General features: G+C 50.9%; 18 protein-coding genes. 17 read left to right on the forward strand and 1 reads right to left on the reverse strand.

The genetic code is table 11. The annotated features are described in order from the left end of the window. From J7619_RS05300 to cobA, 14 genes are all read left to right on the forward strand, one after another. The gene (locus tag J7619_RS05300; RefSeq protein ID WP_291195110.1) at positions 1-1059 is read left to right on the forward strand and encodes an FAD:protein FMN transferase; all 1059 of its coding nucleotides are present in this window, start codon (positions 1-3) and stop codon (positions 1057-1059) included. Further along, positions 1056-3638, forward strand: a complete 2583-nt coding sequence (locus J7619_RS05305; protein WP_291195113.1) for a glycerophosphoryl diester phosphodiesterase — start codon at positions 1056-1058, stop codon at positions 3636-3638. The genes J7619_RS05300 and J7619_RS05305 overlap by 4 nt, the downstream gene beginning before the upstream one ends. A 98-nt stretch (positions 3639-3736) precedes the next feature. Next, positions 3737-5449, forward strand: coding sequence for a sodium:solute symporter family protein (locus tag J7619_RS05310; protein WP_291195116.1), 1713 nt, complete (start codon positions 3737-3739; stop codon positions 5447-5449). Positions 5450-5729: 280 nt separating this feature from the next. Continuing rightward, positions 5730-7805, forward strand: a complete 2076-nt coding sequence (locus J7619_RS05315) for a glycoside hydrolase family 2 protein (protein WP_291195119.1) — start codon at positions 5730-5732, stop codon at positions 7803-7805. Positions 7806-7914: 109 nt separating this feature from the next. Continuing rightward, entirely contained in the window at positions 7915-10188 is a 2274-nt protein-coding gene (locus J7619_RS05320) for an FAD-dependent oxidoreductase (protein WP_291195122.1), read from the forward strand. Positions 10189-10315: 127 nt separating this feature from the next. After that, positions 10316-11494, forward strand: a complete 1179-nt coding sequence (locus tag J7619_RS05325; RefSeq protein ID WP_291195125.1) for a sulfite exporter TauE/SafE family protein — start codon at positions 10316-10318, stop codon at positions 11492-11494. Positions 11495-11624: 130 nt separating this feature from the next. Next, the gene (locus J7619_RS05330; RefSeq protein ID WP_291195129.1) at positions 11625-12812 is read left to right on the forward strand and encodes a PLP-dependent aspartate aminotransferase family protein; all 1188 of its coding nucleotides are present in this window, start codon (positions 11625-11627) and stop codon (positions 12810-12812) included. 24 nt (positions 12813-12836) lie between these two features. After that, positions 12837-13064 carry a UPF0175 family protein gene (locus J7619_RS05335; protein WP_291195132.1) on the forward strand — a complete coding sequence of 76 codons (228 nt, stop codon included), beginning with the start codon at positions 12837-12839 and terminating at the stop codon, positions 13062-13064. Next, entirely contained in the window at positions 13057-13521 is a 465-nt protein-coding gene (locus J7619_RS05340; RefSeq protein ID WP_291195135.1) for a DUF3368 domain-containing protein, read from the forward strand. Before J7619_RS05335 ends, J7619_RS05340 begins: the two co-directional genes overlap by 8 nt. Continuing rightward, positions 13518-14219: a phosphoadenylyl-sulfate reductase gene (locus J7619_RS05345; protein WP_291195138.1), complete on the forward strand. Its 702-nt coding sequence runs from the start codon at positions 13518-13520 to the stop codon at positions 14217-14219. Before J7619_RS05340 ends, J7619_RS05345 begins: the two co-directional genes overlap by 4 nt. Positions 14220-14320: 101 nt before the next feature. Beyond that, entirely contained in the window at positions 14321-15274 is a 954-nt protein-coding gene (gene cysD / locus J7619_RS05350; RefSeq protein WP_223403531.1) for a sulfate adenylyltransferase subunit CysD, read from the forward strand. Between the two features lie 95 nt (positions 15275-15369). Next, complete coding sequence (locus J7619_RS05355; protein WP_291195144.1) at positions 15370-16614, forward strand: sulfate adenylyltransferase subunit 1; 1245 nt, start codon at positions 15370-15372, stop codon at positions 16612-16614. A gap of 171 nt (positions 16615-16785) precedes the next feature. Then, positions 16786-19014, forward strand: a complete 2229-nt coding sequence (locus tag J7619_RS05360) for a nitrite reductase (RefSeq protein ID WP_291195147.1) — start codon at positions 16786-16788, stop codon at positions 19012-19014. 104 nt (positions 19015-19118) lie between these two features. Continuing rightward, positions 19119-19883 (forward strand): uroporphyrinogen-III C-methyltransferase, encoded by a 765-nt coding sequence (gene cobA, locus J7619_RS05365; RefSeq protein ID WP_291195150.1) that lies wholly within the window; start codon positions 19119-19121, stop codon positions 19881-19883. Here the strand turns inward: cobA and J7619_RS05370 are convergent. Beyond that, positions 19880-20221, reverse strand: coding sequence for a hypothetical protein (locus tag J7619_RS05370; protein WP_291195152.1), 342 nt, complete (start codon positions 20219-20221; stop codon positions 19880-19882). The two genes, cobA and J7619_RS05370, sit on opposite strands and share 4 nt — an antisense overlap. Positions 20222-20430: 209 nt before the next feature. On the opposite strand from J7619_RS05370, the gene J7619_RS05375 reads away from it, so the two are divergent. Genes J7619_RS05375 through J7619_RS05385 form a run of 3 tightly spaced genes read left to right on the forward strand, consistent with a single transcriptional unit; the run spans position 20431 to position 23284 of the window. After that, positions 20431-21345: a lysophospholipid acyltransferase family protein gene (locus J7619_RS05375; protein ID WP_291195155.1), complete on the forward strand. Its 915-nt coding sequence runs from the start codon at positions 20431-20433 to the stop codon at positions 21343-21345. Then, positions 21338-22327, forward strand: coding sequence for a glycosyltransferase family 9 protein (locus J7619_RS05380; RefSeq protein ID WP_291195158.1), 990 nt, complete (start codon positions 21338-21340; stop codon positions 22325-22327). Before J7619_RS05375 ends, J7619_RS05380 begins: the two co-directional genes overlap by 8 nt. 42 nt (positions 22328-22369) lie before the next feature. Continuing rightward, complete coding sequence (locus J7619_RS05385; protein ID WP_291195161.1) at positions 22370-23284, forward strand: carbon-nitrogen hydrolase; 915 nt, start codon at positions 22370-22372, stop codon at positions 23282-23284. Positions 23285-23426: the final 142 nt, after the last annotated feature.

Below are 23426 nucleotides of genomic sequence, written 5' to 3' on the forward strand. Positions count from 1 at the left end.
TTGAAAAACCTTGTGATACATATTGCCGGAGTAATATCCACGCTTCTCCTGACGCTGCCGTTGGTAACAATGGCAGCCCAGGTGGGCGATACTGCGATGATTTCCATTAATGGCGAGGCGCAGGGCACTACCTATCACATTCGGTATTTCGACGCACATAACCGCAATTTCAAGCATTCCATCGATTCCATTCTAGCCGATTTTGACCTGTGCCTGTCACTCTACCGACCCGATTCCGAGCTTTCTGCATTCAATCGTACTTCGCATCATACTTTCAGGTCGCCATGGTTTTATGAGGTTTTGGTTAAATCAAAAGAAATCCATGAAGCGACGGACGGAGCCTTTGACCCGACCATTATGCCGCTTTCGGAGGCTTATGGTTTCGGGAATAAAAAGAATGTCGATCCGGAGCAAGTGAACGTCGATTCATTACTGCAATTCATTGGTTTTAAACAAATTGAATTCAATCAAAAGGAAGTCAGAAGTCGTCCGGGCGTGAAGCTGGATTTCAACGGCATTGCCCAGGGGCACTCTGTGGATATTGTCGGGGCATTTCTGAAAAGCCGCAGCATCGATCGCTTTATGGTGGAAATCGGCGGGGAAGTAATTTGTTCGGGCACTAAAAACGGTGGCAACGGCTGGGTAACCGGCATCGAAAACCCATTGAAGCCTCAGGCACTCGCGGCCACAGCAACGCTCACCAACCGCGCCATGACTACCGCCGGCAACTACCATAACCACATTACCCGTAACGGCATCACCTATAACCACATTATCGACCCGCGTCCGGGCGACCCACATCCGGGCGACCCACGTCCAAGCGACCGGCGTACCGGCTCTATAGAGCAAACCTTTCTGCTGAGCGTGACCGTATTCGCTAAAGACGCCATAACCGCCGACGGCTTCGACACCGCCTTCTTCGTGATGGGCCTCGAAGCGACCAAAACCTTTTTGAAAAACCGGAAAGATATCGACGCATATATGCTTTACACCAATGAGGAAGGGCATTTGATGTCCTATGCGACCGACGGTATCAAAGAATTTATCCAGGAAAAATGAAACGAATAACCCTACTACTCCCGATTTTACTCAGCGTTATGACTGTTTTGCACGCCACTGCCCAAAGGACAGTGGTGAAGTCGTTGGCTAACAACGCGATCCGCATACAATGGCGTCAAATCGATGGGGCATTAAAGATCGAAGAAGTTTCGATCAGGCAAAACGACCGCTGGGCGAAGACCATTCCTCCTTCCGGCGAGTACACGTTGTTGTATTCCGAAACCAAGCCTTCGACCGAATCTGCCGAAACTTTTGAGAAAATCACGGGTGGAAAATTCCCGGAGGACGCCTACCATTACCAGCAAACCCAATGGAAAGAGAGTACCACCGGCGTGGCGCTCAACACGGCCGGACAAGCCTTTCATTTCTACCCGCAAACAGGTGAAGCGAAAGATCAGGGATTGGAATTCAAATCCGAAACCGATGTAGCGACCGTCACCTCGCATTGGAAGTTCGATCCCCGTTTCCCAAACGACATCCTGGTAACGATGACCCTGAATGCCAAGAAAAAGGGCTTTTTTTCGCTGGCGACACCTACATTGGCCGTATTACCGGTAGAGCAAACGAGCTGGGTGTCGGTGCCAGGTTATTTCCAGGGGAATTTTATGCAAAAGAACTTTGCCTTGGCCTATGCCTACGGCCACGGTATCCCCGACCGCCCCGTGGTTTACCGCGAGCGGTGCGCTTCTACGCTGAGCCCGCTGATGAGCAGTAAGAATGGATTTACGCTGTCGGTCGTTCCCGAGCCCGGCCTCGCGCGTGACCCGTGGGCGAAGGACCAGATTACACAGATCGATTGGCACCTGGGCATCTCCCATATGAACCGCAAGGCGCAGCTTTCGCCCACTTTATATTATCCTGTTTTGGGAGAAGAAAAATCGGAAATGGATGCAGGTCAGTCGATCTCCTACTCTTTCCGTTACAGCCTCATTGCGGGCGACTGGTTCCAGGCTACCAAGCATGCCGCGATCGATATTTACAAATTCCGCGAAACACTCGCCCTTCGCCAGAGTAAGCAGGCATTGACCGACCGCATTGAGAAAATGCACCATTACCTCACCGACCCGAAGACTTCCCTCTGGAATATCGAGGAGTTCAAAGGCAAGCAAATCGGGGCACAGTCGTACCTCGGCGGCGTGGTGGGCTCGGATAAGGATGCCATGAAGAACTCGGATTACGGCGCCATGTGGATGCTCGCCAATGCTACCAAAGATCCGGAGCTGACCCAAAAAGTGCTGCCCCCTGCCGAAAACTTCAAACTGGTGCAGCAGCAAACCGACGAGGGCTTTTTCAAAGGGGCCGTCGAAGGCCAGTATTATTTAGCCAAGAAAAAGAAGTTCGTCGAAGAATGGGGCGAGGTGGTTGAACCTATCGCATTGACGTACTATGTAATGCTGGACGTGGGCAATATGCTGCTTTTCGAACCGGATAATGCGGAATTGAAGGAGCGGCTGCGAATCGGGGCCGAAAAACTGCTGAGCTGGCAGCGCCAGGACGGCAGCTTCGCCGTGGCCTACGACCGCAAAACCGAGGAAGAAATTTTCAAGGATATTCAGGATGTGCGGCCTACGTTTTATGGTCTCATCGTCGCGCACCGTATTTTGAAAGACGGAAAATACCTGAAAGCCGCCGAAAAAGGGGCCGAATGGTTTCTCAAAAATGCCGTAGAAACAGGCGCCTTCCTGGGCGTATGCGGCGACGCGCGCTATGCTCCCGACTTTGCCACCGGCCAGTCGGCACAGGCATTGCTGGATTTGTTTGATTTAACCCAAAACAAAAAGTACCAGGATGCCGCCATCACCTGCGCGAAGATTTATACTTCGTCCATTTACACGCACCCTATTGCCGACCACACCCCCAAAACCGTGAACGGCATTGCCCGCGAAGATTGGGAGATCAGTCAAACTGGCCTCAGCTTTGAGCACGGCGGCATTTTCGGTTCGGCCACTCGGCACGGCCCTATTCAGCTGGCAAGCCATGCCGGGATGTTTATCCGAATTTACCAGCTTACGGGAGACCTGTTTTTTGCCGATATGGCCCGCGCGGCAGCTATTGGCCGCGATGCCTTCGTGGACAGCAAAACCAGCGTCGCGTCGTATTACTGGAATGCCATGAACCGCGGCGCCGGTCCATACCCGCACCACGCCTGGTGGCAAATCGGCTGGATCACCGATTACCTGCTCTCGGAAGCTGCGTTGCGATCCAACGGCAAAGTCACTTTCCCCCGCGGCTTTGTGACACCCAAGGTAGGCCCGCACCAGACCTACGGCTTTGCGCCGGGCGATGTTTTCGGCGACAAGGCAAACCTGATTATCAAAGAAGGCTTCGCAGTGGCCGACAGCCCATCCATCGACCCGATTGTTTCGAAATCGACCAGCCAAAACACTTACTACGTGACGCTGCTCAACAACAGCCCCCAGCCGACGGCCTTCAATCTAAAAATCGACCATAGCAAAGTATCCGAAACGAATGCACCGGCGACCCTGAAATGGGCCGAAACAAATCAGAAAGCCGCTATTTCAAATATCAAACTGCCGGCATTCGGAAGCAGAACGCTGGTAATAAGCTATAAGCCGTAGGCTATAAGCTTTAAGTCATTCGATAAACAGGAAAATAAAGCTTATGGCATATAGCTTATAGCTTACAGCATACAGCTTACAGCATTTACAACATTTTTATGAACAATACCACCGACACGATCGTCATTCTCGTATTCTCCGCATTCGTGATGGGCATAGGGATGCTTTTTGCCCGAACGGGGCGTAACCTTAAGTCCTTTTTCGCGGGGGGAGAGGCCGTGCCCTGGTTTATAGGCGGGTTATCGCTGTTTATGAGCTTCTTTTCCGCCGGTACATTTGTAGCGTGGGGCTCCATTGCCTACAAACACGGCTGGGTGGCCATTACCATTCAATGGACGATGTGCATCGGCGCGCTGATCACCGCCGTTTACCTTGCCCCACGCTGGAAACGGACAGGTGCTTTAACGGCCGCCGAATTCATCCGCGAGCGCCTGGGGCTAACGGTCCAGAAAACCTACATATTCATTTTTACGCTGGTTTCGGTGTTTATCAAAGGTTCGGTGTTGTACCCGGTGGCAAAGCTGGTGAGTGCCTCGCTGGATTTGCCGCTGGTCCCCTGCACGATTGGCCTCGGACTCTTCATGATCGCCTACACGGCTGTCGGAGGGCTTTGGGCGGTGATGGTAACGGATATTCTGCAATTTGTGGTGCTGTCGGCCGCAGTATTCATTCTGCTGCCGCTTTCATTCGATAAAGTCGGCGGCTGGGAAGGGTTTACAAGCAATATTCCCGACGATTTTTTCAACCTGCTCAATGGCGAGTACACGCTCGGCTTCGTGGCTGCATTCGTGATCTATCACATCTGCTACATCGGCGGTAACTGGACGATGGTGCAACGGTATACGAGCGTCGACAGTGAGAAGTCGGCCAAAAAGGTAGCATTCCTTTTTGCGGGCTTATACCTCATCAGCCCGGTGATATGGATGTTCCCACCGATGATTTACAAGGCAATCAACCCTGCATTGACCGGTCTGGACACCGAAAATGCCTACCTGATGATTTGCAAGCTCGTCTTGCCTCCCGGCCTGCTCGGCCTGATGCTCACGGGTATGTACTTCTCCACATCCGCCAGTGCCAACACCGCATTGAACGTGGTATCGGCCGTTTTCACCAATGACATTTACAAAGGGATGGTCAACCCGGCCGCGTCCGACCGCCAGCTCATACGCGTGGCCCGAGGTTCGTCATGGTTTTTCGGACTAGGCATGATCGGCATCGCATTGCTGGTACCGGCAGCCGGCGGCATTGTGGAAGTGGTACTCAGTATTTCGGCCATTTCCGGCGGCCCGTTACTTGCGCCGCCACTCTGGGCGCTGTTTTCCAGGAGGCTGAATGGTAAGACTACGCTTTGGATTACCGGGATCGGGCTATGTGTCAATCTGTTTTTCAAGACTCTCGCCCCGCTCCTGCTCGACTTCAAGCTCTCGCGCGGTATGGAAACGATTGTTGGCGTCGGCCTGCCGTTGTTGCTGTTGCTTGCTTATGAGCTTTGGGCCCGTTCCAGAAATGTGATTGCGGATGAATACACCATTTACATGCTTTCCAAAGACCAGCGTAAACAAGTAGCTGAAAATGCAAATCCGGAAGAAGCATTTGAGATAAAAAAACAGAACCGTTTTGGCTTGCAGGTCATCGCCGGGGCGCTGCTGTTTACGGCGGTAATGCTGTTTATTCTGAGCTTTTTGACAACCAATGGAACACTGGTGACGGCTGGTGTCGCGACCGTCGTACTGATTTCCGCTGCGATACCTTTTTCGGCGGCTCGGAAGGCGGTGTTAGCGGAGCAGGATGAGCCGCGCGTCGCAGCTTAGTTTTGGTTGTTACATGCCTGACGGCATTTTGGGCAAATGCGATCGGTATGATACTACCAATATTACATCCCTGACGGGATTAGGGCGATAGAAAATTGAAGTTCAAAAGCAGTGTAAAGTAAAAGCAAGTCCCGCTAGGGACACAATATTGGTAGCAATATGGAATTTAAACAGACGATAAAAATGCCGTCAGGCATGAAACAGCAATATAAACGGCAATCCGACCCGAAGAAAAATCAACCTCCCATAAAACAAAACCGCAACTGAACGACATCACATAATGAAACGATTAACCCTTTTTACCTTCTCCATATTACTGTCAATAACCTGTTCGAAACTCACGGCCCAGCCGGGTGCGGCCCAGCCGAGTGCGGCCCAACCGGGTGCGGCCTCTTACCATATCCGGCAGGCAGATGCAATACCGCTGCACGGCGAATGGTGGTTCCTGCTCGATCCGGCGGGAGCAGGCATCGCCGGCCAGTGGTACAGGGAAGATTTTGCGAAAGAGAACCGCCAGGACAAGGTTACCGTCCCGCATTGTTTTTCGACGGATCCCCGCTACGAGTTTTACACCGGTACTGCCTGGTACCTCAAGAATTTCGCCTGGAAAAAAACCACCGGTAAGCGCGTAATCCTGCATTTTGATGCAGTTTTTTACAAAACCGATTTGTGGTTGAACGGCCAGAAAATCGGGGTACATGAGGGCGGGTACACCCCGTTCAGCTTCGATGTGACGGAACAATTGAGGGCCGGCAACAACCTGCTGGTAGTGGCTGTGAATAACGATACCTGGAAAACAAATACGATTCCTGGCCTCAAAGACGGCGGCAATATCAACGACGGCTACCCTGCCTGGGTGAATTATGGCGGTATTATCCGTCCGGTTTACCTCACGATCGAGCCGGAGGTTTATACGGAAAATGTAAAAATCGAGACAACGCCCGATCTGGCGAAAGGTACGGCGGTTGTCAAGGCTAAAATCAGGGTGCGGAATGCATCATCCACGGCATTATCTCCCAAAATCGATATGACGGTTTTGCAGGATAAAAAACCGTTGACACTCCGCTGGAAAACGAAAACGGAAAGCATTCCGGTGGGACAAACGGCCATACTCGAGGCGGAAGCGGCACTGACCGCAGCGCAGGTGAAGCTCTGGGATTTGGACCAACCCAATTTATACGAACTGAAAACAGTGGTTGGTGCAGATACGCTGGCTTCGAACTTCGGGATCAGGAAAATTGAAGTAAACGGCGCACAAATTCTTTTGAATGGAAAACCGGTCAAAGCCGGCGGGGGCAACCGGGTGATCGATTATCCCGGCATGGGCTCACTCGAGCCGGATTGGCTGGTCGAGAAGGATTTCCGCCTGATGAAGGAGGCCGGTATGGAATTCCAGCGCCTTACGCATTACACTCCCTCCGAATACTTCTACGACCTCGCCGACCGCTACGGCATGCTGATCATCACCGAGGCCGGCAACTGGCAGCTCACCCCGAAACAAATGGACAATGATTCGATGCGCGTCAAGTTCCGGTCGCAGTTCCGCGAAATGGCCGAGCGCGACTGGAATCACCCGAGCGTGATCGCATACAGCGTTGGTAATGAATATGGGTCGACCGTTGCCAGCGGCCAGCGGTGGACCAAAGATATGATCGCCTACGCACGCGAGCTCGACCCCACGCGCCTGTACACGTTCGCAAGTATGCTCCTGAACACATTGCCGGAGAAGCCGGACGACGAGGCCAGTCAGTATGTCGATTTTGTTTCAACCAACACTTACGGCGGTCATGCCAAATCGCTGGACCACATCCACAAGCTGTATCCAGACAAACCGGTCTTCATCAGCGAATGGGGCACACGTTCCGACGGAAAGGGCGGCGAGGTTGGCCAGGCGCAACATCTGAGTGATGTGATAGTGGAAATACGGAAACGACCATTTGTAGCCGGTGCGTCGTGGTGGACTTATAACGACTACCGCAGCAAGTTGTTCGGTACCAACGTGAATGGCTTCCGTCCGTGGGGCATTGTAGGGCCGGATCGCTCGCCAAGGCTGGCCTACCCGGTTCACCAAAAAGAATTTTCGCCGGTTGTTATTGAAAAAACAAGCTTTCAGACAGGCGAGCTGGGCATTCACCAGTTAACCCTGAAAATTACCTCCCGCGGAGACTTTCCGGCCCGGTCGTTGAAAGGCTATACTCTGAAAGCAGGTGATACGAACATCGCATTACCGGACCTGAACCCCGGAGAAAGCAAGGATTTAGTGATCCCTATCCGCGGGTTTGATAAACAAATCCACATCACCGTAATCAAACCAACGGGTTTCATTACTACCCAAACAGACATCGACCTTAAATAACTATTGCACGCCGCAGAGGCCCGGCCACGTTGGCCGAGCCGCGCAGGCCGGGCCGCGCAGGCCGGGCCGCGTAGGCCATGCAAACAACGACATATAAAGACCTGACAAGATGATAATCGGAGAATCAACACACAAAAGAGAACCCAAAACCATCGCGCTAGCCGCAGACCTCGTCATTACCGGAGGAGGATTAACCGGCACCTGTGCGGCCATTACCGCGGCGAGGGCGGGATTGAAAGTGATATTGGTACAGGACCGGCCGGTGCTGGGAGGCAACTGTTCGAGCGAAGTGCGGCTATGGATCCTGGGTGCCACCTCACACATGGGCAACAACAACCGCTGGGCACGTGAGGGCGGCGTAATCGACGAAATCATGCTCGAAAACGCTTATCGCAATCCCGATGGCAATCCGTTGATCTTCGACACCGTGCTACTCGAAAAGGTCACGCAGGAAGAAAACATCACGTTGCTCCTCAACACGGCGGTTTATGATCTTGATAAAACACAAAATGGTAATAAAATCGAAGCATTGCATGCATTTTGCAGCCAGAACAGTACCAAATATGTATTGACAGCCCCGCTGTTCTGCGATTCATCCGGCGATGGCATCGTCGGGTTTCTGGCGGGAGCGGCGTTCCGGATGGGTGCAGAGTCTATGGACGAATTCGGGGAGAAGTTCGCGCCGGACAAGGGTTATGGCGAGCTCCTGGGGCATTCTATGTATTTCTATTCCAAAGATATGGGACGCCCGGTAAAGTTTATCCCGCCCTCATTTGCTTTGCAGGATATTACTGAAATCCCGCGGTACAAGACGTTCAATCCCAAAGATTTCGGCTGCCGGCTATGGTGGCTGGAATACGGCGGCAGGCTGGACACCGTGCACGATACCGAAAAGATCAAATGGGAGCTTTGGAAAGTTGTTTACGGAGCCTGGAATTATATTAAAAACTCCGGCGAATTTCCGGAGGCGGAGAATATGACGCTCGAATGGGTTGGTACGATACCGGGAAAGCGCGAAAGCCGCCGTTTTGAAGGGGATTACCTGTTAAAACAACAGGATGTGGTAGAGCAAAAGGCTTTTCACGACACCGTGGCATTCGGCGGATGGAGCCTTGATCTCCATCCTGCCGACGGCGTGTATTCCGATCAGGCCGGCTGTAACCAATGGCACAGCAAAGGCGTTTACAGCATCCCTTACCGCTGTTTTTACAGCAAAAACATTGACAACCTGTTTATCGCGGGCCGGATTATCAGCGCTACGCACGTCGCGTTCGCGTCTACACGCGTGATGGCCACGAGCGCGACGGGCGGACAGGCAGTCGCTATTGCCGCAGCAGTGGCTAAGAAGCACCATTGCTCGCCGCGGGAAGTGGGTGAGAAGTATCTGGAAGAACTGCAATTGGAACTGTGGCGCTCAGGCCAGTATTTACCACAAACCGCGGTTTCCGACCCTGATAACCTCGTGAATAATGCGCAGGTGACGGCTTCTTCGACATTGGAATTGCAGGCATTATTCGGCTCCGACCAATGGAAAACGATCGCACATTCGGTAGCACAAATGCTACCGGTTAAGGGTGAAATGCCTTCTTTGACGGTTTGGGTGGAAGCTTTGCAGGAAACAGAGTTGCTTGTGGAACTCCGCAAGAGCAGCAAGCCGTTCAACCATACGCCGGATGTGACTCAGGAGACAAAAAGTTACCGTTTGATCGCGGGCAAACACGAACTGGTCCTCGACTGGGATAGCGACTTCCGGGAGGAATGCTATGCTTTTGTATGTTTCCTGAAAAATGAGCACGTCAAAATCCAGTACAGCGAGCAACGGGTAACCGGGCTGGTTACCGTTTTCAACGCGACGAATCCTGCCGTTTCCAATTACGGCAAACAGGAACCTGCCGGGGACCTCGGTGTCGACACCTTCGAGTTCTGGTGCCCGCAGCGCCGGCCCGCCGGATTGAACCTTGCATTCACATTAAACAAGCCTATTTCACTTTTTGAACCAGCAAACCTGAAAAATGGCTGGCACCGCCCAATCGCCGGGCCGAATGCCTGGGTAGCAGCAGCGGACGACCGAAATCCCGAACTTCTACTACAATGGGATGATAATCAATGCATTTCCAAAATCGATTTCGTGTTCGACACCGATTTCGACCACCCGATGGAAAACGTGATTTACGTCCATCCCGAAACTGTCATGCCTTTTTGCACACAGGATATTGAGGTGCTGGACGATGCCGGTAATGTAGTCGGAACAATCACTGACAACCATTTGACCAAAAGAACATTGGCATTTGCCAACCCAGTAACAACGCATTCGCTGAAAATCAGGCTGCGAAACAGTCATGCGCATGTCCCGGTATCGCTCATGGAAGTACGCGTTTATTAACGCGGCTTCCGTTTTTATTCTTTGAAAACTAATAAATTGATCTTAAATTTGCCGTCCTGAAATAGCAAACTTCTGTTTGCTATTTTCTTGAAAGTTTACTCTATAATTATAGTATACTACATAGACTTTGAAGGAAGCGGCGGATTTTACACCCTCTACTGAAAACACCGAAAAGAACTGGGAATCGTTACACGTTGCCTATATCGCAAGTGGTGATCCTGAGGAAGATCGGCGTTTGGCTGCGCTTGCACGCGAGCAGGGAAAGGCGGTTTTTCTGCGTGACCTGCCCGAGGAATCCGACGATATCTTCCAGACAGCGGCCGTTAGGAAAGAAAACGACTTTCTGACCAATGCTGTTTCCAGAAATAATACAAAAACACCTCTTACCTGGGAGACCATTCAGCAAAAGCTTTGGGCGGCCACTGTAAGGAAACGGAGCCGCACAGAAGTAGCGGTTAACATCTTCTCTGCGATCGCATTGATGGTGATCGGGCATTTGCTTTTCACCTTTTTCTCTTACGATCGACTGACGCTCCTGTGGAACGAGCTCGAAGTGAGCGAAGGCTTTTTTTACTATATCCTCGGGGGCTTTGTGGCCCAGATGATCGACGGCGCATTGGGTATGGCCTACGGTGTAACGGCGTCCACATTCCTGCTCACCTTGGGTGTTCCGCCTTCGGCAGTGAGTGCCAGCGTGCACACTTCCGAGATCTTTACCAGCGGCGTTTCGGGTTATATGCACCTGAAATTCGGGAATGTGAACAGCAAATTGTTCAAGAAGATCCTGTTTCCGGGCGTGCTTGGGGCGATTACCGGAGCTTATGCCCTCTCTTCCCTCGAAAAATACATTTACATCATTAAGCCATTAGTGGCAATTTATACGCTCATCCTGGGAATCCTTATTATCCAGAAAGCGTTAAAGAAACGAGTTGAAAAAAGGCCGATCACGAAAATCGGCTGGCTGGCGATGGCAGGCGGAACGCTGGATTCCATCGGCGGTGGAGGCTGGGGGCCGATCGTAACTTCGACGCTCATTGCGCGTGGAAGGCATCCCAAGTACACCATCGGGTCCGTAAACCTCGCAGAGTTTTTCGTGTCGCTGGCAAGCTCGGTTACATTCATCAGCATTATCGGATTTTCACACTGGCAAGTGGTGCTCGGCCTGATCCTCGGTGGTATGGTCTCCGCGCCCATCGCCGCCACACTATCCCGTCGCCTGCCGATCAAAACCATGATGATCATGGTAGGCACGATCGTCATCATCGTGAGTGTGAGGATTATATACATGGTTTTGAGTACGCTTTAAGCGATAGGCTTTAAGCTGTAAGCCATAGGCAATAAGCTATATTGGAGCAGGCCATTTTATTTACATTAATTGATTTACAATACATTACACAAAGGGCTTATAGCCTAAAGCATACAGCCTAAAGCTTCCTATGAAAAAACAAACCAAAGCGATACGCACTCAAACCGGTAAAACCAAGTATCGCGAGCATTCGACTCCCCTTTTCCTGACCAGCAGCTTCACATTCGAGAGCGCGGAGCAGGGAAAAGCGCTTTTTGAGGAAACCGAAGAAGGTAACATTTACAGCCGCTTCTCTAACCCGAGTGTGCAGGAGTTTGTGGACAAGGTTTGTATGCTGGAAGGCCTGGAAGACGGTGTAGCCACTGCAACCGGTATGGCGGCGGTGTTTGCGAGTATGGCCGCATTGCTGAAAAGCGGCGATCACATCCTGGCATGTCGTGCGTTGTTCGGCTCTGCGCATCAGATCATCACGCAGATTTTGCCTAAATGGGGTATTTCTCACACCTACCTGGACGCGGACGCGAGCGAGGCAGAATGGGAAGCGGCAGTACAGCCCAATACCCGGATGATCTACCTCGAAACACCGTCCAATCCCGGTTTGGACCTGGTAGACCTTGCCATGATCGGTCGCATTACAAAAAAACACAATATTATTTTCAATGTAGATAACTGCTTTGCCTCACCCGCATTGCAAACCCCTGCCGACTTTGGCGCCGACCTCGTGCTGCATTCCGCCACGAAGTTCATGGACGGACAAGGCCGCGTTTTGGGTGGTGTGGTTGTAGGTAAAAAAGAATACATCAAGGAGCTGCGCTTTTTCTGTCGCCAGACCGGGCCGTCGATGTCACCATTCAACGCCTGGGTATTGAGCAAAAGCCTTGAAACGCTGAGCCTGAGAATGGAGAAACACGCTTCTAACGCATTGGCATTGGCTACGGCGTTGGACAAGCATCCTGACGTAAAATCGGTGAAATATCCATTCCTGGAATCGCATCCACAATACGAACTCGCGAAACGGCAAATGAGCGCTGGTGGGTCTATCGTCACCATCGATCTTGAAGGCGGTTTCGAACGCGTAGCAGCATTTATGGACGCATTGGAGATCGCATCGCTGTCATCCAACCTCGGCGATACCCGCACAATCGTCACCAACCCGAACACGACTACCCACGCCAAGTTGAAGCCGGAGGAGAAAGCCGCACTGGGTATCACCGAAGGTTTGATCCGCATTTCGGTCGGTTTGGAAGACATTGAAGACCTCATCGAGGACTTCACGCACGCCGTGGAAGTGTCAGTGAAAAGTGCTATATTGGAGTAGTATAGATTGTTCAACAATGTCGATATGAAAACATTGACCATCAACTTACCGGAGTCGCTGGATTCAGAAGAATTTGAAATAAAAATGCTTCTGGCCGGTCAGCTATATGAGCGCGGCAAGGTAAGCGTTGGTCAGGCTGCAAAGATTGTCGGCATTAGCAAAAGATCTTTTATCGAAATCATGGGAAGGTTTGGGTTTTCCCTTTTCGGTGAGTCCTTGGAAGAGTTAAAAAATGACATTGCCAATGCGTGATACGCTTGTTATTGCGGATTCCAGCTGCCTGATTTTATTATCCAAAATCGAAGAGCTTGAAATCCTGAGAAGCATTTACAAGCATGTTTTTGTCACGAAAGAAATTGCAGGAGAATTTGGTCTCGATCTGCCTGACTGGATCGAAGTCAGAACAGTTGAAAACAAAGCACTGCAATCGCTGTTCGAAGAAATACTGGATCTCGGAGAAGCATCTGCATTAACCCTTGCATTTGAAACGCAGGGCTGCACGGTGATCCTTGACGATCTGAAAGCCCGGAAAACGGCGTCGAAAATGAATATTAAAGTGACTGGTACGATCGGGGTAATTGTGAAAGCCAAAATGGAAAACAAGATACCATCGGCCAAAGCGGTTTTTGAAAAGATAATGGAAACTGATTTCCGGATCAGCGACCGCATATTAAAAGAGGCTATAACACTAGCCGGAGAACAACCATGAACGAAACATTAGCATCTTTAAACGCTGCCATCGAGGGCAAAAGTGAAACGGAATCGCTGGCGATACTGGCGGACCTTTTTCCCGGTGAAGTCGTTTTTTCAACCAGCCTCGGTTATGAGGATCAGGTGATCAGCGACCTCATTTTAAAGAATAATATCAATATCGGCATCTTCACGCTCGATACCGGAAGGCTTTTCGCGGAGACTTACATGACTTTGCAAAAAACCAATAACCGCTACGACACTAAAATCAAGGTATACTACCCGCAAACCGAGGCGGTGGAGAACCTGGTGAGTACGAAAGGGCCGCTGAGCTTCTACGAATCCATCGAAAACCGGAAGGAATGCTGCTTCATCCGCAAAGTGGAGCCGCTGAACCGCGCATTGAAAGGTGCGAAAATCTGGGTGACGGGTATCCGGGCAGAACAGTCGGGCAACCGTCATGATATGCCGAGACTCGAATGGGACGAGGCGCACCAGCTTTTCAAATTCCACCCGATTTTACATTGGTCGTTCGAAGAGGTGAAGCAATATGTCAAATCCAACGGCATTCCCTACAACCCGTTGCACGACAAAGGCTTCGTAAGCATCGGCTGCGCGCCTTGTACCCGTGCGATCCAGGAAGGCGAGGATTTCCGCGCCGGAAGATGGTGGTGGGAAGATGAGTCGAAGAAAGAGTGCGGGTTGCACGCGAAGTAGCTATAAGCTGTAAGCTTTAGGCTTTAAGCTTAAAAAACATATGGCTTACAGCTTATAGCCTAAAGCTTACAGCTATTAACAAAAAATCAATAACCAAAAATATGTCAATTTCAGTGAACGAGGCCTCCGACATCCAACGGGAGATTAGTGAACGCAGCGCTCCGGATTACCTGGATCAGCTGGAAGCAGAGGCCATTTACATTATGCGTGAAGTAGCCGGCCAGTTTGAGCGCCCTGCCCTGTTGTTTTCAGGAGGTAAGGATTCGATCACATTGGTTCATTTGGCGAAAAAAGCATTCGCACCCGGCAAAATCCCCTTCCCGCTGGTGCACGTCGATACCGGTCATAACTTCATCGAAGCGATAGAGTACCGCGACGAGCTGGCCGAAAAAATCAATGCGAAACTGATCGTTCGTTATGTGGAGGATACCATCAAGGCAAAAGGTTTGAAAGAACAAACCGGTAAGAATGCAAGCCGTAACTGGTTGCAGACTTTCACTTTGCTGGATACCATCGAAGAATTTGAATTTGACGCATGTATTGGTGGCGCACGCCGTGACGAAGAAAAGGCACGCGCGAAAGAGCGTATCTTCTCGTTCCGCGACGAGTTTGGTCAATGGGACCCGAAACGCCAGCGCCCCGAGCTTTGGAATTTGTTCAACGGCCGCATTCAGAAAGGTGAAAACGTACGCGTATTCCCGATCTCGAACTGGACCGAGCTGGATGTTTGGGCTTACCTGAAAAGAGAAGGTATCGCATTGCCTTCGATCTACTTCGCACACGAACGCGAGCTGATCCTCCGCGACGGCAAATTGCTGAACAACACGCCAGTAATCGAACCCGATCCGGAAGACCAGATCGTAACCCGCCAGGTACGTTTCCGCACCGTGGGCGATATGACCTGTACCGCGGCAGTGGAATCATCCGCAGCTACCCTCGACGAAGTAATCGCCGAAATCACCATTTCAAGAATCAGCGAACGCGGCGAAACCCGCATCGACGACCAGCAGACGGAAGCGGCGATGGAAGATCGGAAGAAGGGCGGATATTTTTAAAGAGTTCAAAGTTCAGGAGTTTATGAGTTCAAAGCATGAGTCTCATGAACTCTCAACTCATAGACTCTTAACTCATAGACTTTAAACTATTACCAGTGGATTTACTAAGATTTATAACAGCAGGCTCCGTGGACGACGGCAAAAGCACATTGATCGGTCGCTTGCTTTACGATACCAAAAATATCCTGGCCGATCAGATGGAAGCCATCGAACGCGCCAGCAAAACCCGTAATGCGGGCGAAATCGACCTTGCATTGCTGACGGACGGCCTTCGTTCGGAGCGCGAGCAGGGCATTACCATCGACGTTGCCTACAAATATTTCCAGACACCGAACCGCAAGTTCATCAGTATCGACGCGCCGGGGCACATTCAGTACACCCGTAACATGGTGACCGGAGCCTCCAACGCAGATCTGGCCATTATCCTGGTTGACGCACGTCACGGCGTGGTGGAACAAACCCGTCGTCACTCGCTGATCGCTTCCATGCTGGGTATTCCCCACGTAATCGTAGCGGTGAACAAAATGGATTTGGTTGGTAACTCGGAGGATGCATTCCTCGAAATCGCCAAAAGTTATAAGGAACTGGCTGAGAAACTGTCTATTAAAGACCTTACCATTATTCCGGTGAGTGCTTTGAATGGTGACAACATCGTAGACCGGTCAGAAAGCATGAGCTGGTACACCGGCGAAACATTGCTTTCGGTACTGGAAAATGTGAATGTGCTCAAAGACCAGAACCAGGAAGACGGTCGTTTCGCGGTGCAATATGTGATCCGTCCTCAGACCGAGGAGCTGCACGACTACCGTGGCTATGCCGGTCGGGTACAAAGTGGTACTTTCAAAAAAGGCGACGCGATTAAGGTATTGCCTTCGGAAAGAGAATCTAAAATCGCTAAAATCGAATTCGGCGGAAACGAAATCCAGGAGGCATCTGTTCTTCAATCTGTAACGATATTGCTGGAAGACGATATCGATATCAGCCGCGGCGATACGATCGTGACCGTTGACAATTCACCGATCGTAAGCCAGGATATCGAAGCGCTGGTGTGCTGGATGGACGACAAGAAGACGCTGAAACCAGGTAACAAATATGTCTTGCAACACGGTACGGCACGTTCGCGCTGCTCGATCCGTGACATCGAATACCAGATCGACATCAACTCTTATGAAAAACTGGATGAGGTAGAGGCCCTGAAACTGAATGACGTAGCAAGAATCGTGCTCAGGACAGCTCAACCCATCGCATACGACCCCTATCAGAAGAATCGCGCAAACGGCGCAGCGATCCTGATCGACGAGACGTCCAATGTGACGGTTGGGGCTTGTATGATCGAGTAATGTTTGAGGGAATACCCTTCGACTTCGCTCAGGGTGACATTCCCGTGCGGCTTGACATGAGCAATGTCAGGCTGAGCGGAGTCGAAGCCGGGCTATTGAAGGTCAAACACCCAACGTCACCGCACTATTGAATAAAAATATACTATCCCGATAGACGATTAGAATATCATCATGAGCGATTTAATCATTTCTGACAAAGTATCCGCCGTTGCGAAGCGCGATATCATTGACCTGCAACAAAAGATCGGTGCATTCAACTCCGGTGAGACGCCGGAAGAGGCATTCCGTAAGTTCCGCCTTACACGCGGTGTGTATGGTCAGCGTCAGCCCGGCGTGCAGATGATTCGTATCAAATTGCCTTACGGCCGCATCACAGCCGACCAGCTGGTCCGCATTGCAGATACATCCGACAAATATGCGACTGGCAACCTGCACGCAACTACGCGCCAGGATATCCAGCTGCACTTTGTAAAACTTTCGGACTCGCCCCAGTTGTGGGCCGACCTGGAAGACGCGGGCATCACGTTGAAAGAAGCTTGTGGTAATACGATCCGCAATGTTACGGCATCGTCTGTCGCGGGTATCGATCCGGATGAGCCATTCGACGTGACGCCGATCACCCATTCGATCTTCTCTTATTTCCTCCGCAACCCGATCAACCAGGATATGGGCCGGAAGTTTAAAATCGCCGTTTCTTCTTCTGAAAAAGACAGCGCATTGGCGTTCATCCACGACGTGGGCCTGATCGCGAAATTGGGTCAGAACGAAGCAGGAGAAACCGTTCGCGGTTTCAAAGTGCTGATCGGCGGCGGCCTTGGTGCACAGCCTTTCTCGGCACAAACGGCATTTGAATTCCTCGAAGAAGACAAGGTTATCCCGTTCATTGAAGCATTGCTTCGCGTGTTCGACCGCTACGGCGAGCGCGTACGTCGCCACAAGGCGCGTATGAAGTTCCTCCTCAACGACCTCGGCCTCGAAGGCATGATGGAGAAAGTGGAAGAAGAACGCAAAGCCGTTAGAAACAAAGTGTTCCAGATTCCGGAAGACCTTTTTGGCACCAATGAATACGAGGCAGTTAATCACGCGCCGCGTCCTGCATTGTCCGAAGCGGAAATCCTGAAAATTGCAGCCGAAAGCATCGATGCCGACAAGCTCGATATTTTCACCAAATGGCTGCGTACCAATACATTTGAGCAAAAGCAAAAAGGCTGGTACGCCGTGCAGCTGCGCGTGTTGCTGGGTGATATGAACTCGGATACCGCCCGCAGCCTGGCTGATGTGGTTCGCCAATATGCTGCCGACGACATTCGTGTAACCGTAAACCAGGGCTACATTCTCCGTTTTGTAAAAGGCGAAGATCTCGTAGCTATCTACCACGAACTCGCGAAACTCGGCCTTGCAGCGCCGGGCTTCGACAGCACGATGGACATTACCACCTGCCCTGGAACCGATACTTGTAACCTGGCCATTTCCAGCAGCTACGGGATCACCCGCGTGCTGGAAGACGTAATGCGCGACGAGTTCCCTGAAATGATTTATAACCAGGATATTAAAATCAAGATCAGCGGCTGTATGAACGGTTGCGGCCAGCATAATGCGGCCAATATCGGTTTCCACGGCAGCTCGATCAAAAATGGCAAATTGGTACTACCGGCATTGCAGGTGTTGCTCGGCGGCGGTTTCTCCGGCGACGGCATTGGTTTGATCGGTGATAAAGTCATTAAGGTTCCTACCAAACGCGGACCGGAAGTATTGCGCCTGCTTTTCAATGATTATGAAGCAAATGCAATGGATGGAGAGTATTTCAACCAATACTATCTCCGTCAGACTAAAAACTACTTCTTCCAGTTGCTGAAACCACTCGCGGATCTGACAACGGTACAGGACGACGATTACCGCGACTGGGATCACGATGAATTGTTCAAAACAGAAATCGGGGTGGGAGAATGTGCTTCCGTGCTGGTTGACCTTGTGGCGACGACTATCATCGAAGGTCAGGAAAAATTGAACCTCGCCAAAGAATCTTTCCAATCAGATGTTTGGGCAGATGCGATATACCACGCTTACAACGTGTTCATCACCGGCGCGAAAGGTTTGCTGATGTCGAAAGATGTGACCACCAACACGCAATACGGCATTATCAACGATTTCGAAACACATTTCGGACAGGATTTCAAATATGAAGTGCACGCCGGATTTGAGGTAGAGAATCAAGCTGAAACGCCATTCAAAGCATTGGTATTCAGCATTAATAAATTCGAACCAAGTGAAGCATTCGCCAGCTATTTCATTAGCACGGCAGAAAACTTCCTGAACTTCGTCCGCGAAACCCGCGAGGCGCAATTGGTCGAAACCGGCGAGCCTGCATTGCAAGAGCTTTCGTTCGGAAAGGATAGTTAAATTGGCTGTCGGCTTTCGGCTGTCGGCAGTCGGCTTTTTCTTGTGCTGATATTTGCACAAAAAAGGCCGATAGCCAACAGCCGAAAGCCGAAGTCCCACTCACCATGAAACTGACACTCATCGGTGCAGGTCCGGGCGATCCCGACCTGATCACCCTCAAAGGGATCAAGGCCCTGCAAAAAGCACGGGTCGTTTTGTATGATTCCCTTGCCCACCCCGCTTTACTGGATTATTGCCCGGACGATTGCGCCAAGATCCTCGTCGGCAAACGCTTTGGCAAAACCAGCTGCGGCCAGGACGAGATCAACGATCTGATCGTCGAAAAAGCGCGTCAATACGGCGAAGTTGTACGGCTCAAAGGCGGTGACTCGTTCATATTCGGTCGCGGGTATGAAGAGATTCTTTTCGCCGCTGAACACGGCATTGAATCGGAAGTCATTCCCGGCATTTCGAGTAGCTACGCCGCGCCGGCATTGGCGGGTATTCCGCTGACTTCACGCGGAATGAGCGAGAGTTTCTGGGTGATTACGGGCACGACCAAAGCACACGAGCTTTCCAAAGACGTGCGCCTGGCAGCGCAGTCGACCGCCACGGTGGTTATACTAATGGGCCTTCACAAGTTACAGGAGATCGTCAGCATTTATTCCGAGCTCGGCAAATTCGACGAATCCATTTCTATTATCCAAAATGGTACGCTCGAAAACCAGAAGGTAGTTACGGGCAAGATCGGCAATATCGTGCCGCTTTCACAAGTAAGCGAAATAGCTTCGCCGGCGATCATCGTGATCGGGAAAGTAGCGGCATTACCGGATCTTTCGTACGGAAAAGTGCGGGAAATGATGCAGAGTTCGCAGTCGGTAACCGATTAGAGCAGACCCAGCAGCCAATCGAGGTTAATGCTGTTTTCGTGGCCGCGGAATTCGAGGAAATAGATCAGCCCGGCCAGAATTACGTAGCTGATAAACAGCCACTTTTTCTTCACTTCATACTGATCGCGGTGGTGGAAGTAATCGTACACCATCGATGCGGAAAAAGCAAAGACCATCAGCATCAAACAAAGTATTCCACAATCCTGGCGATAATGCTTGTACACATGCAATGCAGGCGCGCCCAGCGCAATGTACATCAGCCAGAAACCAAAACCGGTGCGGTACAGATAGACGCTTAGTCTGCGATCATTCTTGATATCAAATAATCCTTCCAGCATAGCATTAGTTCTACTGTTTGAATCAGTGAATATAAACAAAACGAAAGTGTAATCCTAAGTTTCGCGAAAGGTTGGAGTGTCGCAACCGTCTAATTTACAATACTTCTAAGCAGCTAGCCCCTGCCGATCAACCGGTTCTGTCAGGTAAAGTGCAATCTAAATATTACCTTTGCACACTAATTACCGTTTTAGTACAAGATGTTCCTCACATGAAAGCGTTCTCTACCCATTTGTTTCTGATGCTGCTCAATGCGGTTTCGAAGCTGTCCTGGGGAGCGCTCTACAAGCTTTCCGATATCGTCCGTTTCCTGATCTTCGATATAGGTCAATACCGCAAAAAAGTGGTGCTGCAAAATATGCGCAACAGTTTTCCCGAGTTCAGCGAAACGAAAATCCACGAAATCGCCGCAAAATTTTACCGCAATTTCACGGACATCATCTTCGAAACCATTAAAATGAAGTCGGTTTCGAAAGACGATCTGCTGCAACGCTTCGATCTGGAAACGCCGATCCTGATGCATTATTTCGAAAAAAGGCAGAATGTTGTCGTGGTGGCCGGGCATTTAGGTAACTGGGAAATGCTCAACCTGTTCGCGTCGGCCAAATTGCCGCACCAGATTGTGGTCGTGTACCATGAATTGCAGAACGATACTTTCGAAGACTGGTTCAAAAATGTACGCACCCGCTTCGGTACCGAGATGGTGACGATGAAGGAGGCCATTTCCAAAGCATTCGAGCCGCGTGACAGGCCGTTTTTATTTGTATTGATCAATGACCAGTCGGCCGTGCCGGAAAAAGCTTTCTGGACCCGCTTCCTGAACCAGGACACCGGCGTGTACCGCGGCGTGGAGCTGATCGCCCGCCGATTGAACTCACCGGTACTTTATATGGGTATTCTCAAAAACGAACTGCGTCGCGGTTTTTATAAAGCGTACTTCCGGCCGATCACCGAAACACCCAAGCAGGAACCTACCAATAGCATTTTGCAAAAACAGATAGGTTACCTCGAAGAAGATATCCGTCGCCAGCCGGACAACTGGCTTTGGACGCACAAACGCTGGAAGCACCCGCGCCCTGCGCATCTGAACCCGTTACAATTATTACAGGAAATCCAAAGTGAATAAACCGGTCAAGTTCCTCATCCTGCGCTTTTCCTCCATTGGCGATATCGTGCTCACGACGCCCGTGGTGCGCTGCCTGAAAAAGCAGATGCCGGAGGCCGAAATCCACTATTTTACCAAAAGTAAGTTCGAGTTCCTGCTGCGGGAAAATCCCTACATCGATAAGGCCTGGCTGCTCGAAAAAGGCAACGCGAAGGAGCTGCTTGCGTTGCTCAAAAGGGAAAAGTTCGACTACATCATCGACCTCCACCGCAACATCCGCACGCTCCGCATTAAATGGACACTCGGCGTACCGGCATTCAGTTTTGAAAAGCTGAATGTACAGAAGTGGCTGATGACGCAATTCAAGATCGACTACCTGCCGCCGGTACACATTGTGGACAGATGTTTGGATACGCTCAAAACTTTCAATATTAAGAACGATGGTGAAGGGCTAGACTATTTCATCCCCTACAAAGACCAGGTGGAACTCGAATGGCTCCCGGAAACGCACCGGAAGAGCTACGTCGCCTACGCGATCGGCGGACAGCATTTCACGAAGAAAATGCCGGCGCCCAGAATGATCGAGCTTTGCCGGAAGATCAACCATCCGGTTATTCTGCTAGGCGGGCCGGAGGATTTTGAAGCCGGCGAGACTATCTGTACCGCATTGGGTGACACGCAAGTTTTGAATGCCTGCGGTAAATACAATTTCAACCAGTCGGCTTCATTAATACAAAAGGCGTTGATCGTCTTCACGCACGACACGGGATTGATGCACGTCGCGGCCGCATTCAGAAAAAAAGTGTACTCGATCTGGGGCAACACCATTCCGGAATTCGGGATGTATCCCTACCGTACCACATTTGAAAAACTGGAAGTGAAAGGCCTCGATTGCCGCCCATGCTCGAAGATCGGTTACAGCAAATGCCCGAAAGGTCATTTCAAATGCATGAACGATATTTCGTTCGATTTCCCGATTCCAGAACTACCCCAGTCAAATTAGTGTTGCATTTCCGTCCGTTATTCATCCACACAAACATCCAAAATGGCAAAAAAAGTAAACATTGGTCTGGTGCAAATGAGCTGCACGTCGGACATTGATGCTAACTTTCAGAAGGCTACCGAAAAAATCCGCGAAGCTGCGCAAAAGGGCGCGAATATTATCTGTCTGCAAGAGCTGTTCAAATCGCTCTATTTCTGCGATGTGGAAGATCATGCCAATTTCAGCCTGGCCGAGGCTATTCCCGGCCCGTCCACCGAGTCGCTGGGTACATTGGCCAAGGAACTGGGCGTGGTGATCATCGCGTCGCTGTTCGAAAAACGCGCACATGGATTATACCATAATACCACCGCCGTGCTGGACGCCAACGGCGCTTACCTGGGCAAATACCGGAAAATGCATATCCCCGACGATCCGGGTTACTATGAAAAATTCTATTTCACCCCCGGCGACGCGCCGGGCGACGGTTCGCCTGTAACCGAGCAGGATACGGATGGCTACCGGATTTTCAATACCCAGTTTGCCAAAATCGGCGTACTCATTTGCTGGGATCAGTGGTACCCCGAGGCGGCGCGCATTACCAGCCTCATGGGCGCGGAAATCCTTTTCTACCCAACCGCGATCGGCTGGGACGTGAATGAGAAAGACCCTATTATTAATGAAGAGCAATACGGCGCATGGCAAACCGTACAGCGCGGACACGCCGTTGCGAACGGCGTATATGTCGTATCTGTAAACCGTGTAGGCCGCGAAGCCGACCAGCAGTTCTGGGGTGGGTCGTTCATTGCCAATCCGCAGGGAAGGTTGCTTTACCTGGCCCCGCACGAGGGCGAGGTTACGCACGTGGAAGAGCTAGACCTTGAAAAACTCGATTTTTACCGCACGACATGGCCATTTTTACGCGATCGCCGCGTGGATTCCTACCGCCCTATTTTAAAGCGGTTTATCGATCAGCCATAGTACAGAAATATAATTATTTTAATACACAACAAAAGAGCGCCCTCCATCCGGGGTGCTCTTTTTTATTACCTCCACTTTCAGCAGGCTCCGATGGGGCAAAAAACCAATAGTAACCCAATGTTACAATTTTATAAGAATCAGA

Source organism: Dyadobacter sp. (assembly GCF_017744695.1).
In the GTDB taxonomy this organism is placed as follows: domain Bacteria; phylum Bacteroidota; class Bacteroidia; order Cytophagales; family Spirosomataceae; genus Dyadobacter.

What these genes read in the sequence shown, in the direction of transcription:
- J7619_RS05345 (WP_291195138.1), top strand. Translation starts at nt 13,518, where the DNA reads ATGAACGAAACATTAGCATCTTTAAACGCTGCCATCGAGGGCAAAAGT.
- J7619_RS05310 (WP_291195116.1), top strand. Translation starts at nt 3,737, where the DNA reads ATGAACAATACCACCGACACGATCGTCATTCTCGTATTCTCCGCATTC.
- J7619_RS05335 (WP_291195132.1), top strand. Translation starts at nt 12,837, where the DNA reads ATGAAAACATTGACCATCAACTTACCGGAGTCGCTGGATTCAGAAGAA.
- J7619_RS05375 (WP_291195155.1), top strand. Translation starts at nt 20,431, where the DNA reads ATGAAAGCGTTCTCTACCCATTTGTTTCTGATGCTGCTCAATGCGGTT.
- J7619_RS05360 (WP_291195147.1), top strand. Translation starts at nt 16,786, where the DNA reads ATGAGCGATTTAATCATTTCTGACAAAGTATCCGCCGTTGCGAAGCGC.
- J7619_RS05320 (WP_291195122.1), top strand. Translation starts at nt 7,915, where the DNA reads ATGATAATCGGAGAATCAACACACAAAAGAGAACCCAAAACCATCGCG.
- J7619_RS05305 (WP_291195113.1), top strand. Translation starts at nt 1,056, where the DNA reads ATGAAACGAATAACCCTACTACTCCCGATTTTACTCAGCGTTATGACT.
- J7619_RS05370 (WP_291195152.1), bottom strand. Translation starts at nt 20,221, where the DNA reads ATGCTGGAAGGATTATTTGATATCAAGAATGATCGCAGACTAAGCGTC.
- J7619_RS05330 (WP_291195129.1), top strand. Translation starts at nt 11,625, where the DNA reads ATGAAAAAACAAACCAAAGCGATACGCACTCAAACCGGTAAAACCAAG.
- J7619_RS05340 (WP_291195135.1), top strand. Translation starts at nt 13,057, where the DNA reads ATGCGTGATACGCTTGTTATTGCGGATTCCAGCTGCCTGATTTTATTA.
- J7619_RS05385 (WP_291195161.1), top strand. Translation starts at nt 22,370, where the DNA reads ATGGCAAAAAAAGTAAACATTGGTCTGGTGCAAATGAGCTGCACGTCG.
- J7619_RS05315 (WP_291195119.1), top strand. Translation starts at nt 5,730, where the DNA reads ATGAAACGATTAACCCTTTTTACCTTCTCCATATTACTGTCAATAACC.
- cobA (WP_291195150.1), top strand. Translation starts at nt 19,119, where the DNA reads ATGAAACTGACACTCATCGGTGCAGGTCCGGGCGATCCCGACCTGATC.
- cysD (WP_223403531.1), top strand. Translation starts at nt 14,321, where the DNA reads ATGTCAATTTCAGTGAACGAGGCCTCCGACATCCAACGGGAGATTAGT.